This window comes from Clostridium sp. YIM B02569 (assembly GCF_022320765.1).
Lineage (GTDB): Bacteria > Bacillota > Clostridia > Clostridiales > Clostridiaceae > Clostridium > Clostridium beijerinckii.
The window spans coordinates 22,398-41,125 of the sequence record NZ_JAKJJX010000041.1 but is presented as its reverse complement, the minus strand read 5'-3'; the positions used below and the strand labels follow the sequence as shown (position 1 = coordinate 41,125).

Below are 18,728 nucleotides of genomic sequence, written 5' to 3'. Positions count from 1 at the left end.
TTGCTGTAAATAAAGATGATTCAGCTCCAATAATGAAAATTGCTGACTATGCAATAGTTGGTGATCTTACTAAGGTAGTACCAGAATTAATAGCTCAAGTTAAAGAAATAAAGAGCGCTGAATAATTATTCGGTTAATTTAGATATGTTTTTGTTAGATTGTACTATTGAAAGTTAATAATGTAACATTAAAGATAATTAATTAACAATATTATTCAATAAGTAACAATTAGATAATTATGAAGTTAATCCTTAGTTAAAATATATATTTTAGCTAAGGATATCTATAATGAAAAGATTTAGAGGAGGAATAATTTATGAAAAAGATTTTTGTACTTGGAGCAGGAACAATGGGTGCTGGTATCGTTCAAGCATTCGCTCAAAAAGGTTGTGAAGTAATTGTAAGAGACATAAAGGAAGAATTTGTTGACAGAGGAATAGCTGGAATCACTAAAGGATTAGAAAAGCAAGTTGCTAAAGGAAAAATGTCTGAAGAAGATAAAGAAGCTATACTTTCAAGAATTTCAGGAACAACTGATATGAAATTAGCTGCTGACTGTGATTTAGTAGTTGAAGCTGCAATCGAAAACATGAAAATTAAGAAGGAAATCTTCGCTGAATTAGATGGAATTTGTAAGCCAGAAGCGATTTTAGCTTCAAACACTTCATCTTTATCAATTACTGAAGTTGCTTCAGCTACAAAGAGACCTGATAAAGTTATCGGAATGCATTTCTTTAATCCAGCTCCAGTAATGAAGCTTGTTGAAATTATTAAAGGAATAGCTACTTCTCAAGAAACTTTTGATGCTGTTAAGGAATTATCAGTTGCTATTGGAAAAGAACCAGTAGAAGTTGCAGAAGCTCCAGGATTCGTTGTAAACAGAATATTAATCCCAATGATTAACGAAGCTTCATTTATCCTACAAGAAGGAATAGCTTCAGTTGAAGATATTGATACAGCTATGAAATATGGTGCTAACCATCCAATGGGACCTTTAGCTTTAGGAGATCTTATTGGATTAGACGTTTGCTTAGCTATCATGGATGTTTTATTCACTGAAACAGGTGATAACAAGTACAGAGCTAGTAGCATATTAAGAAAATATGTTAGAGCTGGATGGCTTGGAAGAAAATCAGGAAAAGGATTCTATGATTATTCTAAATAATATCATGAATATATGGAAAAACTCAAGTTTATGCTTGGGTTTTTTTATTTTTAGGGAAATATATAAATAACTACTAGATTACATAAATAAGTTTAAACTAAAGAATATTGTAAAATTCAACAAAACATTTTATTACTGTTAAGTAAGTGATATAATATATTAAATAATAACTATTTTCTTAAGATTAATTGTATAATTTAATTGATATTGGATATTAAAAAAATAAATAGTTAAAAAATATGATATAGGTGGTACACATCAGAAAATGGGCAATATAAACTGTGACATAATCTTTAGAAAAAAACTTTAGTGTAGAATATATTATTTAAAGAAGAATATATGAATGAAATAAGTTAAAACTAAGGTTGATATGATATTATGTTTATCAATGATTTTACTAAAAAGATAAAAATATATTTTGAATATTCATAATCAAAGGGTAGGGTTCATCAATATGCATATTAGATTATGAGATGATGCAAACTAAATAATTTTATACTGTAAGGGAGACGGATAATAAAATGGATTATAAATCTGTAGAATTTTATGATAATTATTTAATAATAAAAGAATTAAGAAATTTTAAATTAAAACATATATTTGAGTGCGGACAAATTTTTAGGTTTGAAGAGGTAGCAGAAAATGATTTTATTGTAATTGCGTTTGGAAGATTAATTGAAGTTAAAGAAGATGGAAATGACGTAATAATTTATAATTCTACAAAGGAAGATTTTCAAAATATTTGGCTTAAGTATTTTGATTTAGATAGAGATTACTCAGTTATAAAAGATGAACTTTCAAAAGATGTTTTACTTAAACAAAGTATTGAATTTGGATATGGTGTTAGAGTCTTGAATCAAGATCCATTTGAAATGTTGCTTAGCTTTATTATTTCAGCGAGAAATAATATACCATCAATAAAGAAGACTGTAAATAAAATATCTAATAAATGGGGAAAAGAAATTATTTATAAGGATAAAACTTACTATGCGTTTCCTAATATAGAAGAAATAAAAGGTGCTACATTAGAAGAAATACAGGGGACAGGAGCATCTTTCAGAAGTAAATACATATTTGATACAATAAAAAATGTATTTAATTCTAAGAGTGGAAAAGGTAACTTAAAAACAAATGATACAAATGAATATATAAAGTATGATCTGGATTACATTAAAAATTTAGATGATGATGAATGTCATAATGCACTTCAAGAATTTAAAGGTGCTGGTTCAAAGGTAGCTGACTGCATAATGTTATTTTCAATGGAAAAGACTTCAGCATTTCCAGTAGATGTATGGGTTAAACGTGCGATGATTCATTTTTATGGGGCAGAGGATGCATCTCTAAGTAAGATTAGAATTTTTGGAAGGAACAAGTTTGGTAAATTAGCAGGCTTTGCACAGCAATATTTATTTTATTATGCAAGAGAAAATAAAATAAATGTCGATTAAAAAAGGTTGGCGTAAAATAAAAAGTCTAGGATTTTATTTCCTAGACTTTTTATTTCGTCAAGAAATATCAGAATAATATGTTCAATAATGTTAATAATTTATCATTGATGTAATAATATAAATATCATATAAATCCCTTGATATAACTAATATAAGGTAAATGAACAGATCCGAAAAGAAGTGGAAATGCAGGAAAAAACTTTAACTAAAGTAGTTGAGAAATATCGCTATATACATATGAAAATAGAACGTATATTAAGAAAATTTAGAAAATTTAAATTATATAATATTTGTTATAATTTTAACAAGAGTATGCTATAATTATTTTGTATTATAAATGTAAGATAAAAATTATTCATGGGAGAGTGTGTGTAATGTTTCAGTTTGAGAATCAACTTCTAGCTTTAAAACACGAGGTTCTTACTAGAGTTGCTGTATTAGCAAAAGAAAATAATATTAGTAAAGAGGAAATAGAAAAAATTCCTTATGCTATGATTGTAGGAGAAGAACCTAAGTATAGAGATTCAGTTGAACGAGAAAGAAATGTAGTATTAGAGAGAGCAAAACTTGCAGCAGGATTTAAACCAACAGGCAAACATGGACAAGATTTAGTTAATATAGAAGAAGAAAAACAAATATTATATGTTATAAAAGAAGCATGTGATAGATGCCCAACAAAGAAGTTCCAAGTTACTGATGCATGTAGAAATTGTATAGCTCATAAGTGTCAAAGTGCGTGTAATTTTGGAGCAATTACATATGTTGATGGAAGAGCTTATATAGATCCAGATAAATGTAAGGAATGTGGAATGTGTAAAAAGGCATGTCCGTATGATGCTGTTGCAGAAGATATGAGACCTTGTAAGAAGTCATGTCCAACAGGTGCATTAAGCTATAATGCAGAAGATTTGAGTGCTGAAATTACAGAAAGTAAATGTGTAAACTGTGGTGCATGCATGTCAGCATGTCCATTTGGAGCTATAGAAGACAAAAGCTCATTAGTTAAAGTTATTAATAGATTGATGGATAAAGAAGAAAAAATTTATGCCGTAGTTGCACCAGCAATAACAGGGCAATTTGGGCCTAAAACAACTTATGGACAAGTTAAGAATGCAATTAAGGCATTAGGCTTTAAAGATATGGTAGAAGCTGCATGTGGAGCAGATGCAGTTACTGTACATGAAAGTAATGAGTTTGTAGAGAGAATGGAAAATGGGGACAGCTACATGACAAATTCATGTTGTCCAGGATTCCTAAGCTATATTGAAAAAATGATGCCAGATCAAGCTAATAAGATTTCAGGGACAGTTTCACCTATGGTAGCAACGGGCAGATATATAAAATCTAAAGATAAAGATGCAAAAGTGATATTTATAGGGCCTTGTACAGCTAAAAAAAGTGAAGTTCTAATAGAATCAATAAAAGATGCTATAGATTATGCATTAACGTTTGAAGAATTAGTAGCCTTATTTGATGCGTTTGGAGTTGATCCTACAACTTGTGAAGATATAGTAGTTGATGGAGCTTCAATATTTGGTAGAAATTTTGCTGTAGGTGGTGGATTAACTGCTGCTATAGAGAACTATGTGCAAGAAAAAGGTGTTAATATTGACTTTAAGCCAGTAAAGATCTCAGGCGGAGCAGAAATTAAAAAGACTATGACAATGGCTAAGGTTGGAAAGTTACAAGGAAACTTTATTGAAGGAATGATGTGCGAAGGTGGCTGTATAAATGGGGCAGCTAAAATTGTATCAGTAATGAAAGCTAAAGCGCCATTTACAAAATTAAATCAGCAAACAAGTACTAAGAGTGTATTAGCTAATACGACATTAGACGAATACAATGAAATAAACTTAGAAAGATAATATAAATCTTGATTTTGAAATATAATTAAGTAATTAAAAATTCTATTATTATATAGGTGCTCTAGGCAATGAGGTATTTAGGATTTAAAATTATTTATGAAATTTAAGAGCTTTATTCTCTATATAATGTCATAAAAACTCTAATCAGTAATATGTTTATTTGGTTAGAGTTTTTTTATTATTTTAAAAATTCATAATATTAATAATAATATGGAGAAAATTTAAGTAAATGCGATATATTTTGAGATAAGGAGTAATATTCGCTGAAAAATGGGATATAATATTAGAAGTAATGTTTGAATTATATGGATATAAAGGATATTATAATTATGTTAGCACTCAACAATGATGAGTGCTAACAGAAAATAAACTGATATGATAATATATATTTTAAGGAGGGTTTTTTCATGAACATTAAACCACTTGGTGAAAGAGTAGTAATTAAAAAATTAGAGGCAGAAGAAAAGACTAAGAGTGGAATAGTCTTAACTGGTACTGCAAAGGAAAGACCACAAGAAGCAGAAGTGGTTGCAGTAGGACCTGGAGCTGTTGTAGACGGAAATAGAGTAGCTATGGAAGTAAAAGTTGGAGATAAAGTATTATATTCAAAATATGCTGGAACAGAAGTAAAGGTTGATGGCGAAGAATATACTATATTAAAGCAAGATGATATTCTAGCAATAGTTGAATAGTTAAAGTGTTCATAACTAGATATTTAAATATAAAAAAGAAATTCAATTAGAAACGATAATAAATAACATATATAAGGAGCGTGTGATATAAATGGCTAAGATGTTAAAATTCGGAGAAGATGCAAGAAGATCTATGCAAATAGGTGTAGATAAATTAGCAGATACAGTTAAAGTGACTTTAGGACCTAAGGGAAGAAATGTTGTTTTAGATAAAAAATTTGGTGCACCATTAATTACAAATGACGGTGTTTCAATTGCAAGAGAAATAGAATTAGAAGATCCATATGAAAACATGGGTGCTCAATTAGTTAAAGAAGTTGCAACAAAGACTAATGATGTAGCAGGAGATGGAACTACAACTGCAACATTACTTGCTCAAGCAATAATTAGAGAAGGTCTAAAGAATGTTACAGCTGGGGCTAATCCAATACTAATTAGAACAGGTATTAGAATGGCTGTAGATAAAGCTGTTGAAGAAATCCAAAAGATTTCTAAGCAAGTAGATGGAAAAGAAGATATAGCTAGAGTTGCTGCAATCTCAGCTGCTGATGAAGAAGTTGGTAAGTTAATAGCAGATGCTATGGAGAGAGTTGGTAATGAAGGAGTTATTACTATAGAAGAATCTAAATCAATGGGAACAGAGTTAGATGTTGTAGAAGGTATGCAATTCGATAGAGGATACGTATCACCTTACATGGCTACAGATACTGAAAAAATGGAAGCTGTTTTAGAAAATCCATATATATTAATAACTGATAAGAAAATTTCTAACATACAAGAAATATTACCAGTACTTGAACAAATAGTTCAATCAGGTAAAAAGTTATTAATCATTGCTGAAGATATTGAAGGAGAAGCAATGGCTACATTAGTAGTTAATAAATTAAGAGGAACATTTACTTGTGTAGCTGTTAAGGCACCAGGATTTGGAGATAGAAGAAAAGAAATGTTACAAGATATTGCAACATTAACTGGTGGAACAGTAATCGCTGAAGAATTAGGCAGAGAATTAAAAGATGTTACTATTGATATGCTAGGTACAGCTGATAGTGTTAAAGTAAGTAAAGAAAACACTGTTATAGTTAATGGTAAAGGTGATTCTAATGCAATAAAAGAAAGAATCAACCAAATTAAAGCTCAAATAGAAGAAACTTCTTCAGAATTTGATAAAGAAAAACTACAAGAAAGATTAGCTAAATTAGCTGGAGGTGTTGCGGTAATTAAAGTTGGTGCAGCAACTGAAACAGAATTAAAAGAAAAGAAACTTAGAATAGAAGATGCATTAGCGGCAACAAAGGCTGCTGTTGAAGAAGGAATAGTAGCAGGTGGTGGAACTGCTTATGTTAATGTAATAAACGAAGTTGCAAAATTAACTTCAGATGTTGCCGATACACAAATTGGTATTAATATAATAGTTAAATCATTAGAAGAGCCAGTAAGACAAATAGCTACTAATGCAGGTGTAGAAGGTTCAGTAATAATTGAAAAAGTTAAGAATAGTGAACCAGGAATAGGATATGATGCATTACATGGAGAATATATCAACATGATAAAAGGTGGAATAGTGGATCCAACTAAGGTTACTAGATCAGCACTTCAAAATGCAGCTTCAGTTGCTTCAACATTCTTAACAACAGAAGCAGCAGTTGCTGATATTCCAGCAAAGGAAACACCAATGCCAGGTGCTCCAGGAATGGGAATGGACGGAATGTACTAAAATATATAAATTAAAGAGTTATAAATATTTAATTTAATAAATAGAGAAAGTGCTTATAAGTACTTTCTCTATTTTGCTTTTTAGTATTAAAAAATAAAGTGCTTAATATCCATTAACATATCTATGCAATTTTAAAAAGTATTTTATATTATATGTTTAACGTTTAAGCTTATGAAAATCATAGCAATGCAACTTTATACAAAATTTATATACTAGAAGTCAATATTATAAATTATTAGAGAATATTTTCCATTTATTGTATAAAAGATTTCCTATTAGACATAATTTAAATAAAAACATTAATAGGAGATGGATAATGAATAATGATTTCTTTATACATTAAATGTAAATTTAGATTCAAAGATAGTATGCAAAAGAAAAGATTCTGTAAGAAGAGAAAGAGAGAAGCTTTTACTTTAATTGAAATGATTGCAGTAATTGCAATTATTGGTATTTTAGCTGTTGCTATTTTACCTAAAGTAAATGGCTATATAAATGAAGCGAAAAAAGTTAAAGTTGTAGATCAGTGCAGAAAAGTAATAATGGCCGTTGAATCATATAATTTGAAAAATGATTCGCCTCTAAGTGAAAGCACTAGTGTAAGTTCGGCTATAAGCAACAAAGGGATTAGTAAGTATTTAGATGGAGTTGAATTTGGTAATTTAAATACTAGCAGCACAAGTTTAAAAAATTGTTATGATGTAGTAAATGGTGCAGAATTTGATTTCACAGAAAATACAGATATTTTAAATCCGACGACGATTGATAATGGATCTACCAAAGATGATGTAAAAAAATAGAAAAGATATCGATAACAAAAAATTTAACTTACATTATTGAAGTAAATTTGCAATTTTAGCTTCAAATTTATTGACTTTAGATTGTACATACATTATAATAATTTTAATTTAAAATATAGCACATTTGAAAACTTATATATACCTTGAATATGGCAAGGAGTATCTACCGGGAGCCGTAAATTTCCGACTATAAGTGATATTAGTATAGGCTAAATCTATAGATTTATTAGCATATTAACATCACTTTTGAGGTTAATGTGCTTTTTTTGTACAAAAAAATAGTACAAGCAATGCAAGCAAAAAATCATAAAATACTGAAAATGAAATAAATAATTCAAAAAATAGGAGGAACTATAATGGGAAAAATAATTAAGACTGCATATACTTTTGATGATGTATTATTGGTACCTAATAAATCGGATATATTACCAAGAGAAGTGAGCACAAAAACAAAAATAACAAAGACTATAGAATTAAATATTCCTTTAATGAGTGCAGGAATGGATACTGTAACTGAGTCGAAGATGGCAATTGCTGTTGCAAGAGAAGGCGGAATCGGAATAATACATAAAAATATGACTATTGAAGAGCAAGCAAAAGAAGTAGATAGAGTTAAGAGACAAGAAAATGGAGTAATTACAGATCCTATATTTTTATCTCAAGATCATCTTATTCAGGATGCAGAGAACTTAATGGCACAATACAGAATATCAGGAGTTCCAATAACAACTCAAGATGGAAAATTAATTGGAATAATTACAAACAGAGACATAATATTTGAAACAAATTACCAAAGAAAAATTTCAGAAGTGATGACAAAAGATAATTTAATAACTGCTTCAGAAAATACTACTGTAGAGGAAGCAAAAGAAATATTAAAAAAGCATAAAGTAGAAAAGTTACCTTTAGTTGATAGTGAAGGCCGTCTAAAGGGATTAATTACAATGAAAGATATTGAAAAAGTTAGAAAGTTTCCAAATGCTGCAAAGGATAAGAAGGGTAGATTATTATGTGGAGCAGCAGTAGGTGTAACTGGAAACATGATGGAAAGAGTTGATGCATTAGTTAAAGCACAAGTTGATGTTATAACTCTTGATACAGCACATGGACATTCAAAAGGAGTTTTAGATGCTGTTTCACAAATAAAGAAAGTATATCCTGATCTTCAAGTTATAGCTGGGAATGTTGCTACAGCGGAAGCAACAGAAGATCTAATAAAGGCTGGAGCAGATTGTGTTAAGGTTGGTATTGGACCGGGATCAATCTGTACTACGAGAGTAGTAGCTGGGGTTGGAGTCCCTCAATTAACTGCAGTTATGGATTGTGCAGAAGTAGGTAAGAAGTATGGAGTTCCTATAATTGCTGATGGTGGACTTAAGTATTCAGGGGATATAGTGAAAGCACTAGCGGCAGGAGCTTCTGCAGCAATGATGGGATCATTATTTGCAGGATGTGAAGAAGCACCAGGGGAAATGGAAATATATCAAGGAAGAAGTTATAAAGTTTATAGAGGAATGGGATCTTTAGCTGCTATGGAATGTGGATCTAAAGATAGATATTTCCAAGAAGGAAATAAGAAATTAGTACCAGAAGGTGTTGAAGGTAGAGTAGCTTATAAAGGCTTTGTCTCAGATACTATATTCCAATTATTGGGTGGAATTAAATCAGGAATGGGATATTTAGGAGCAAAGAATTTTGAAATTTTATATGAAACAGCTAATTTTGTGGTTCAGACAGCTTCAGGTCAAAGAGAAAGCCATCCACATGATATTAACATTACTAAGGAAGCACCTAATTATAGTGTAGGACAATAGTAAAATGCACAGTTCACAATCATAAAATATACCACTTATGTGAACTGTGCATTATTTGATTAATTTATAATTATAGAGATTATTTAAATTAGTATTTATAATTTTCGGTGAAAATTGTCTCAATTTATTGATAAAAAGATTTATTTAGTTGATAATAGAATTTATAAGAAGAGTTTAGGAGGAGAACATGAAAAGAGATTTAGTTTTAGTTGTTGATTTTGGTGGACAATATAACCAACTAATAGCAAGAAGAGTAAGAGAATGTGGCGTTTATTGCGAGATTATTCCATATGACTATACTATAGAAAAGATAAAAGCTAAAAATCCGAAAGGTATAATATTTACAGGCGGTCCTAACAGTGTTTATGGGGAAGATACTCCAACTGTAGAAAAAGAAGTATTTGAATTAGGCGTGCCAGTACTTGGAATATGCTATGGTGATCAACTAATGGCACATTTGCTAGGTGGAAAAGTTGCGACAGCACCAGTAAGAGAATATGGAAAAACAAATGTAAAAGTAGATAAATCATCTAAATTATTTGAAGGAATTGAAACTGATGGTATAGCTTGGATGAGTCATACTGATTATATTGAAGAAGCTCCAAAAGGATTTAAGGTAATAGCAACTACAGAAGTTTGTCCTGTTGCAGCTATGGAAAATGAAGAAAAAAGGCTTTATGGAGTTCAATTCCATGCAGAAGTTGAACACACTCAATTTGGGCAAAAAATGCTAGAAAACTTTATACACAATATTTGTGGGTTAGAAAACAGCTGGTCTATGGGATCTTTTGCAGAAGAAAAAATAAAAGAAATAAAAGAATTAGTTGGAGATAAGAAAGTGTTATGTGCTTTATCTGGTGGAGTTGACTCTTCAGTAGCAGCAATGATTGTACATAAGGCTATTGGTCACAACTTAACTTGTATATTTGTTGACCATGGTTTACTAAGAAAAGATGAAGGCGATACTGTTGAAAGAGTGTTTAAGAAAGAATTTGATATGAACATTAAGAGAGTTAATGTCGCAGATAGATTCCTTGGAAAACTTGCAGGAGTATCTGATCCTGAAACTAAGAGGAAAATAATCGGTGAAGAATTTATAAGAGTTTTTGAAGAAGAAGCTAAAAAGGTTGGTCAAATTGATTATCTTGTTCAAGGAACAATTTATCCAGATATCGTAGAAAGTGGAACTAAGACATCGGCAACTATAAAATCCCATCATAATGTTGGTGGACTTCCAGAAGATATGCAATTTGAACTTATAGAACCATTAAGAGAATTATTTAAAGATGAAGTTAGGGCAGTTGGAGAGGAACTTGGCATTCCTCATAAATTGGTTTGGAGACAGCCTTTCCCAGGTCCAGGTCTTGCCATTAGAGTTTTAGGTGAGATTACAGAAGAAAAACTTGAAATAGTTAGAGAAGCAGATGCTATTTTCAGAGAAGAAATTGCAAATGCAAATCTTGATGAATCTATTTGGCAATACTTTGCATGTTTACCTAATATCCGTTCTGTTGGAGTTATGGGAGATGAAAGAACATATTCTCATACAATAGCTTTAAGAGCAGTTACATCAAGTGATGCAATGACTTCTGAATGGGCAAGAATTCCATACGAAATTTTAGATTTAGTAAGCAGAAGAATTGTAAATGAAGTTAAGGGAGTAAACAGAATTGTTTATGACATAACTTCAAAACCACCAGCTACTATAGAATGGGAATAAACCGATAAGTTAAACAAAACATCGATAAGAATTTAGATTAAATTTGATGATAAAGCTTAGATACTACTGAATTTTTAGTATCTAAGCCTTTTTCGTATGTTAAGTGGAAAATTTGATAATATAAAGTATTAATTATTTATTAATATGAATAGAGATGATTAATAATAGTTATTATTTGATAGAATAAATCCTTATAAATATATTATTAATGTTAGATTGTCTGAGTAATCTTTTTAAAGCAGTAAATACATATTTTCTCTAACTAATAGCAAATAAAGTACAACAGCATAATATATTATTAGATAGTTATTAAGTTTTATAGGCAAATCAATAATGATTTGATGTTAGTAATACTTTAACTAAGCGCTTTAGCAATGATTAAACGAAAATTAATGCTGATTACGAAGGAGAGGAAATAATGGAAAACAGAAATAATAGAAATTGCAGACGTTGTAATTGTGAAGAAGAACGTGGAGAGATGGATAGTAGAAATTGTAATCCTTGTGGCAATGGAACTCTTGGAGCTAACGCAAATAATGACTGTTTAGCTGATGCGTTGGAAGATGCATATAATGATGGCTATAAAGATGGATATCGTGATGGGTATGAGGATGGAAATACTGCAGGAGAAACAGCAGGGGAGACAGCTGGATACAAGCAAGGATATTGCGCTGGGTATGAAAAAGCAAAACAAGAGGTCTTAGATTATATTAGAAGAAATAGATGTTGTAGATGCTGTTAAGCAGAACTAAATTATATAATAAGTAGTTATATAAAAAAGGTGTTTATAAGTGATTGAAAAATCATTGTTAAACACCCTTTTTATTTAATATAAATATGGTTATAGTGATAATTTAAATAGTTCATATTAGATAAGAGTTAATTAAAAAGTTACTTTTAATACTAATTGAATACAATTGTGCAAACATTTTCTCTGTAGAGGAAAAAGACGGCATTAATCGTTATCATTTTATAAAGTATAATTACATTAAAGAAAGGGGGCATCGAAAACGCTTGAAAAAATCAACCTTTGAATATAAGATAGTCATAAGATTATACTATGAGTATAATTTTTAAAGACTTCTAAAATCAGAGAATAACAAGTTAAAGTAAGATTAATAGCAATAATTTTATTTTAATTTAAATGAATTAATAAGTATTGATTCTTTTCAAGGAGGCAAAAATGAAGTATTTTTATACTGAAAACCGTTCGACAAGAATTCTAAAATTAATTGAACGAAGACATTCCATTTCTGTTGACGCCATTGCTGAAAAATTTGAGGTTAGTTCAAAAACCGTTAAAAATGATGTGAAAGAGTTGAATAGTTTATTAAAAGGATCTGCGCTAATTGATAATAAGCAAGGAATATATAAAATTTATATTATTGATAATAGCAAATTTGAGGAAATTAAGACTAATATATATAACCAAAAAGAATTTCTTAATTCACCTCAAAGAAGAATGGCATTTATTTTGTATAAGCTTATGAATAGTGAAGAGCCATATTTAACTGATGATCTGGCGTGTGAGATGAATGTCGGAAGAACGACAGTAATAAGTGATTTAAAGAAAATGAGGGAGATACTTAATAACTACGATTTAAAGATTATAGGCAAAACAAATAATGGACTAGCCTTAAAAGGCACAGAATTAAATATAAGGTTTCTTGTACTTGAGAACCTTTATGAAATGATTTATGGAGAATACGAATTAGATGAAGATGTTATTGATTTAGTAAAAGAGATAACAGATCAATATCAGTTCGATACAACGACATTTGAATCTTTCATACATTCCCTAGTTGTAACTTTAGATCGTCTTTTAAATGGACATACAATCAATACATTAAGCGAGAAATATAGTGAATTATTAAGAAGTTGGGAATTTACATTGGTAAATACTATATCAGATGCAGTTGAAAAAAGGCTTACTATAAGTATTCCAATTAAAGAAAGAATTTTCCTAGCATTGCCTATTATAGGAATGAATACTCCGACTAACATAGAAGGGATTTCACCGCATGTTGAAATTACAGAAGAAGTATCAAATTTAGTAAATCATATATTAGAGCGCATTAAATATGACATGGGTTTAAATATTACGCTAGATGATATCTTGAAAGATTTTGTATACCATATGGCCTTCTTGGTAAATCGTTTAAAGTATGGGGTCCATATTCATAATCCTATAGTAGATGAGATCAGGAAAAAATATAAAGTAGCGTACAAAATGGCAGAGTTAGCGCGAGATGTTATTGAAAAAAGTCTTGATGTAAAAATGACGCAAGATGAAGTTGGATTTATAGCAGCATACTTTGGAGTTTTTATTTCAGAACAGCAAATAGAAAAAAGTAAAATATACAAAGTTGCAGTTATATGCGGAACTGGAAGAGTTACAGCTAGGTTGGTTGCTAGTCAATTAAAAGGTATTTTTGATGCGAACACAGTTATAGATTTGTATTCAGATAGCACAGTTACTAGCGAAATACTAGATAAGTACAATTTGGTTCTATCTACTGTCCAAGCTAACTTTAAGACAACAGCCACTGTAATATATTTAGAGAAAATATTTGATGAAGAAGCGCTGAAGAAAAGAATAAAAAGTATTAAGTATATAGATAAATTAGACATGCCATCCATGCAGGGAATGGATTCTATATTACTAAGTATTTTAGATGAAGATACCTTCTTTATTTTGGATAATCAATTGAGTTATTTAGAAAATGTTGATCATATGATTGATAGTCTATACTCAAAAGGTTATGTAGACGATGGATTTAAGGAAAGAATAAGAAAAAGAGAAGAAAAATCTACGATGGTTTTTAATGAATCTATAGCATTTCCTCATACTATCAATTATGAAAATGATGAAATAGTAGTCAGTCTAGGAATAATTCCAGAAAAGGCTGGAGAAAACAATCAAAGAAAACTAGTATTCTTGGTAGGACTTCCAGAACAAACTAAAGATGATACACTCTTAGTTAAAATTTATGACGAAATTATAGCTATTGCCAATGATAAGAATACCATTGAAGCTCTTTCAAAGGTAAAAAGTTATAAAGAATTAATTCTACATTTTACAAAAGAAAACGATATATTTGATTTATAAGTAGGAGGTTTATGATGAATTTTTGGTTTTTGATTATATGCTTTGGAATTGCATTTATACTCCAATATATACTAACATTTGCTCAAATGAAAAGTTTCACGGCTTACTATAGTAAATTGCGAAGAAGAGGAAGAGTTGCCATTGGTAAAGTAAAAGGTGGTTTCCGTGCTGGATGTATTGCAATGTTTGCTATCGATCAAAATGGAATTATACTTGAAGGCGGTTATATGCAAGGAATAACAGTACTTGCAAGGGTTAAGAAACTAAACGGATTTGAAGGAAAAGATGTTGGTAGATTAACTCAAGCAGATTGTAAGAACTTAGCTAAACCATTAACCAAAGCAGTACTAGAAGCCTCTTCCAATTATAACGTTATCATGGGTGGTGGCGAAGTTGTAGAACCTCAAAGTCCATTACAAAGATTAGGTAATATTTTTACAGCTAAAAAATTAAAAGCTCACAATTAGAAAGGAGATATTAATATGGACGCAATTGTTTATTTTGCAAAAGGATTTATGTATTTATTTGAAGTTGGTGGAAATACATTTGTTAGTTGGGTAACAGGAATTATCCCAAAGGTATTATTACTTTTAGTTTTTATGAATTCAATAATTGCTTTTATTGGACAAGATAAAGTTGATAGATTTGCAAAGTTTGCATCTAGAAATGTTATATTAGCTTATGGAGTTTTACCATTCCTATCAGCCTTTATGTTAGGTAATCCAATGGCATTATCAATGGGAAAATTTCTTCCTGAAAGAATGAAACCAAGCTACTATGCATCAGCATCGTATCATTGTCATACAAACAGCGGTATTTTTCCTCACATTAATGTAGGTGAAATATTCATTTACCTAGGTATTGCAAATGGTATTACAACTCTTGGCCTTGATCCAACAGCTTTAGGACTTCGTTATTTATTAGTAGGTTTAGTAATGAATTTCTTTGCAGGATGGGTAACTGATTTTACTACAAAGATTGTTATGAGACAACAAGGTATTGAATTAAGTAATCAACTTAAGGCAAATTAGTTTAGGAGGGTATTCATATGGAAAAATATAATGCAATTAAAATTGTAAAAGGTAGTGGAGGCTTTGGCGGTCCACTTACAGTAAAACCTGAAGAAGGAAAAGATACATTATTATATATTACAGGTGGTGGAGCTGAACCTGAAATTGTAGAAAAGATTGTTAACTTAACAGGATGTAAAGCGGTAAATGGATTTAAAACATCTGTACCAGAGGAACAAATTTTCTTAGTTATTATTGATTGTGGTGGAACACTTCGCTGTGGAATATACCCACAAAAGAGAATTCCGACAATAAATGTTATGCCAGTAGGTAAAAGTGGGCCTTTAGCAAAATTCATTACAGAAGACATCTATGTATCTGCAGTTGGTTTAAATCAAATTTCTTTAGCTGATTCAAGTGCAGAACCTATAAAGAGCACAAAAGCGCCTGAAGAAGGAAAAAGAGAATTTAAATATAGTGCGGATAAGAAAGTATCACAAAGTTTGGCTGAAAACAGTAAATCAAGCATTGTTCAAAAAATTGGTATGGGAGCAGGTAAAGTTGTAAATACACTATACCAAGCAGGCCGTGATGCAGTTCAATCAATGATTACAACAATATTACCATTCATGGCATTTGTTGCGATGTTAATAGGAATTATACAAGGTTCGGGATTTGGTAATTGGTTCGCTAAAATATTAGTACCATTAGCAGGAAACGGAATTGGACTTATGATTCTTGGATTCATATGCTCTATTCCTCTATTATCAGCATTACTTGGACCAGGTGCTGTTATAGCACAAATCGTAGGTACTTTAATTGGTGTTGAAATAGGCAAAGGGACTATTCCTCCAAGCTTAGCATTACCGGCATTATTCGCTATTAATACACAATGTGCATGTGACTTTATTCCAGTAGGTTTAGGTCTAGCTGAAGCAGAACCAGAAACAGTAGAGGTTGGTGTTCCATCTGTATTGTATTCACGTTTCATGATTGGTGTACCTAGAGTAGCAGTTGCATGGGTTGCAAGTATAGGATTGTATCAATAAACTATAAAATTTATTTAATTGCGATTGAGTGGTTCTTATGAATCGCTCAATTGCACCAAGGAAAATATATTGTTGATTTAGATGCAAGGAGTGGAATAAAAGGAGGTTTATCCATAGTGAAACTAATTATTGATGATGTAAATATTGAAAAAATAAAAGATGTTTTCAGCATATTCCCAATTGATGGGGTAACTAGTAATCCGAGTATTTTGTATAAGTATGGAAAACAGCCGTATGAAATATTAATAAAAATACGTGAATTTATTGGGGAAAACTCGGAATTACATGTACAGGTGACTTCTGAAAGTTCAGAAGGTATGATTAAAGAAGCATATAAAATTATTAAAGAACTAGGTAAAAATACTTATGTAAAGATACCTGTAACTAGAGAGGGTTTAAAGGTTATAAAAATTCTTAGAAAAGAAGAAATTAATGTTACTGCTACTGCTATATATACTCAAATGCAAGCATATCTAGCTGGAAAAGCAGGTGCTCAATATGCTGCTCCATATGTAAACCGAATTGATAATTTGGGAGCAAATGGTGTTCAAGTGGCAAAAGACATTCACGATATTTTTGAGAAAAACAATTTTAAAACGGAAGTATTAGCAGCTAGTTTTAAGAATTCACAACAAGTATTAGAGTTATGCAAGTATGGAATTGGAGCGGCTACAATTTCACCTGATGTAATTGAAGGTTTAATTAAAAACGATTGCGTGAATGTAGCTGTAGAGAACTTTAGAAAAGATTTTGAGATATTGTGTGGTCAAGGCAATACCATGTTAAATTGCCGATAATCTAAGTAGCTTAGAATAAATAATAATTTTAGAAAGAAATATATTTGAAGGGACGAAAGTATCTATGAGTAGTAAGATAATCTATGAAAATAAAGTAAAAGCCTTAGGAGATTTAGCAGAAACATTCTTAGAAGAGGGAATGATAATATTTTTTGGAGATAATGCACCAGATACACTAGCAGATTACTGTTACTCTATTAATATAAAGGAAGTTAAAGAAACAATTAAATCTGGACAAGTATTTATGATTGATGGAATAGCTTTTGAAATAACAGCTGTTGGAGATGTGGCTGAGAAGAATCTAGTGAGTTTAGGACATATAACTGTTGCGTTTAATGGTTCTAAAGTACCTACTTTATCAGGAACAATTTGTGTGGAGAAAAAAGAAATTCCTAAACTTAAAATAGGAAGTGAAATATCTATATTAGCATAGTTATATCTAAAATTTATATGAAATCAAAATGAATAATAAAATGACATTAAATAATGAAGTTAAATAATCAGGAGGAATTTTTATGAAAAATACATGGCTTAATTTAGAAGGAAAAACAGCAATTGTAACAGGGGGAGCATCTGGCATTGGTAAGGCAGTTGCACAAGAGTTTTTAAATAATGGCGCAAATGTAGTTGTTTGTGATATGAATCCAAACAAACCTGAATTTGATGATCATAATGGACATATGGAATATATAGTTACTAATGTTGCAGATAGAGATAGCGTAGAAAAAATGATTGAGAAGGCTAAAGAGATTACTGGAACTATTGATATAATTATAAATAATGCAGGTATTAATATTCCTAGATTACTAGTTGATAAAAGGGAACCAAAAGGAAAATTTGAGCTAGATGAAAATGTTTGGGATAAAGTTATGAATGTAAATGTAAAAGGCGTATTTCTATGTGCTCAAGTAGCTGCCAGAGAGATGGCAAGTCAAGGAAAAGGGGTTATTATAAATATGTCTTCTGAAAGCGGATTGGAAGGATCTGAGGGGCAAAGTGTTTATGCAGCAAGTAAGAATGCAGTAAATTCTTTAACTCGCTCATGGGCAAAGGAACTAGGAAAATTAGGTATAAGAGTTATCGGAGTTGCGCCAGGGATTTTAGAAGCTACAGGACTCAGAACTTTAGAATATGAGACAGCGTTAGCTTATACTAGAGGAATTACTGTAGAAGAATTAAGAGCAGGATATAGTAAAACTTCAACAACTCCATTAGGAAGATCAGGAAAGCTTTCAGAAGTTGCAGATTTAGTTTGCTATTTAGCTAGTGATAGAGCAAGTTATATTCATGGAGTTACTTACAATATTGCTGGGGGGAAAACAAGAGGCTAAATAAAAACGATATTAGTACAGAATAAGTTTAATTATCTGGCCAATTAGCACAGAATAAAGTTAAAAAATTAACAAAGTTATCTAGATTTTAATAATTGAAAAATATATAATTTACATTTTATAAAGAGAAAACTTAGTTTTCTCTTTTAAAATTTTAGAATTGATTGATATTTAATAAACAATATATTATGGTTAGTATTAAAAATAA

16 protein-coding genes, 1 pseudogene and 1 riboswitch are annotated in these 18,728 nt (G+C 30.6%); all 17 genes and pseudogenes read left to right on the top strand.

What is annotated here, in order from left to right; genetic code table 11:
• A pseudogene (locus tag L3B96_RS25680) lies at nt 1–125 on the top strand (electron transfer flavoprotein subunit alpha); the annotation flags it as partial.
• Nucleotides 126–316: 191 nt separating this feature from the next.
• Entirely contained in the window at nt 317–1,165 is an 849-nt protein-coding gene (locus L3B96_RS25675) for a 3-hydroxybutyryl-CoA dehydrogenase (RefSeq protein ID WP_011967675.1), read from the top strand.
• A 521-nt stretch (nt 1,166–1,686) separates the two neighbouring features.
• On the top strand, nt 1,687–2,616 hold the full coding sequence (locus L3B96_RS25670) for a DNA glycosylase (RefSeq protein WP_238948943.1): 930 nt from the start codon (nt 1,687–1,689) through the stop codon (nt 2,614–2,616).
• A 374-nt stretch (nt 2,617–2,990) separates the two neighbouring features.
• Nucleotides 2,991–4,481, top strand: coding sequence for a 4Fe-4S dicluster domain-containing protein (locus L3B96_RS25665; protein WP_238948942.1), 1,491 nt, complete (start codon nt 2,991–2,993; stop codon nt 4,479–4,481).
• A gap of 407 nt (nt 4,482–4,888) precedes the next feature.
• Nucleotides 4,889–5,173 carry a co-chaperone GroES gene (groES, locus tag L3B96_RS25660; RefSeq protein WP_008427174.1) on the top strand — a complete coding sequence of 95 codons (285 nt, stop codon included), beginning with the start codon at nt 4,889–4,891 and terminating at the stop codon, nt 5,171–5,173.
• A 91-nt stretch (nt 5,174–5,264) separates the two neighbouring features.
• Nucleotides 5,265–6,890, top strand: coding sequence for a chaperonin GroEL (gene groL / locus L3B96_RS25655; protein ID WP_171787321.1), 1,626 nt, complete (start codon nt 5,265–5,267; stop codon nt 6,888–6,890).
• Between the two features lie 323 nt (nt 6,891–7,213).
• Nucleotides 7,214–7,690: a type II secretion system protein gene (locus L3B96_RS25650; protein ID WP_238948941.1), complete on the top strand. Its 477-nt coding sequence runs from the start codon at nt 7,214–7,216 to the stop codon at nt 7,688–7,690.
• 112 nt (nt 7,691–7,802) lie between these two features.
• Nucleotides 7,803–7,900: riboswitch (purine riboswitch) on the top strand.
• Nucleotides 7,901–8,046: 146 nt separating this feature from the next.
• Nucleotides 8,047–9,504, top strand: coding sequence for an IMP dehydrogenase (gene guaB, locus L3B96_RS25645; RefSeq protein WP_011967680.1), 1,458 nt, complete (start codon nt 8,047–8,049; stop codon nt 9,502–9,504).
• Between the two features lie 187 nt (nt 9,505–9,691).
• Complete coding sequence (gene guaA, locus L3B96_RS25640) at nt 9,692–11,224, top strand: glutamine-hydrolyzing GMP synthase (RefSeq protein ID WP_011967681.1); 1,533 nt, start codon at nt 9,692–9,694, stop codon at nt 11,222–11,224.
• 418 nt (nt 11,225–11,642) lie between these two features.
• Complete coding sequence (locus L3B96_RS25635) at nt 11,643–11,966, top strand: hypothetical protein (RefSeq protein WP_011967682.1); 324 nt, start codon at nt 11,643–11,645, stop codon at nt 11,964–11,966.
• A gap of 441 nt (nt 11,967–12,407) precedes the next feature.
• Complete coding sequence (locus L3B96_RS25630; RefSeq protein WP_238948940.1) at nt 12,408–14,333, top strand: PRD domain-containing protein; 1,926 nt, start codon at nt 12,408–12,410, stop codon at nt 14,331–14,333.
• A 14-nt stretch (nt 14,334–14,347) separates the two neighbouring features.
• A complete protein-coding gene (locus L3B96_RS25625; RefSeq protein WP_077868522.1) occupies nt 14,348–14,800 on the top strand; it encodes a transcriptional regulator GutM in 453 nt (150 codons plus the stop codon).
• A gap of 15 nt (nt 14,801–14,815) precedes the next feature.
• Nucleotides 14,816–15,364, top strand: a complete 549-nt coding sequence (gene srlA, locus L3B96_RS25620; protein ID WP_011967685.1) for a glucitol/sorbitol-specific PTS transporter subunit IIC — start codon at nt 14,816–14,818, stop codon at nt 15,362–15,364.
• A 17-nt stretch (nt 15,365–15,381) separates the two neighbouring features.
• Nucleotides 15,382–16,392: a glucitol/sorbitol-specific PTS transporter subunit IIBC gene (locus L3B96_RS25615; protein ID WP_077830911.1), complete on the top strand. Its 1,011-nt coding sequence runs from the start codon at nt 15,382–15,384 to the stop codon at nt 16,390–16,392.
• A 116-nt stretch (nt 16,393–16,508) separates the two neighbouring features.
• Nucleotides 16,509–17,189, top strand: coding sequence for a fructose-6-phosphate aldolase (locus L3B96_RS25610; protein ID WP_238948939.1), 681 nt, complete (start codon nt 16,509–16,511; stop codon nt 17,187–17,189).
• Between the two features lie 64 nt (nt 17,190–17,253).
• Nucleotides 17,254–17,622, top strand: coding sequence for a glucitol/sorbitol-specific PTS transporter subunit IIA (locus tag L3B96_RS25605; RefSeq protein ID WP_077830909.1), 369 nt, complete (start codon nt 17,254–17,256; stop codon nt 17,620–17,622).
• 82 nt (nt 17,623–17,704) lie between these two features.
• The gene (locus L3B96_RS25600; RefSeq protein ID WP_238901152.1) at nt 17,705–18,520 is read left to right on the top strand and encodes an SDR family oxidoreductase; all 816 of its coding nucleotides are present in this window, start codon (nt 17,705–17,707) and stop codon (nt 18,518–18,520) included.
• The last annotated feature ends 208 nt before the right edge of the window (nt 18,521–18,728 follow it).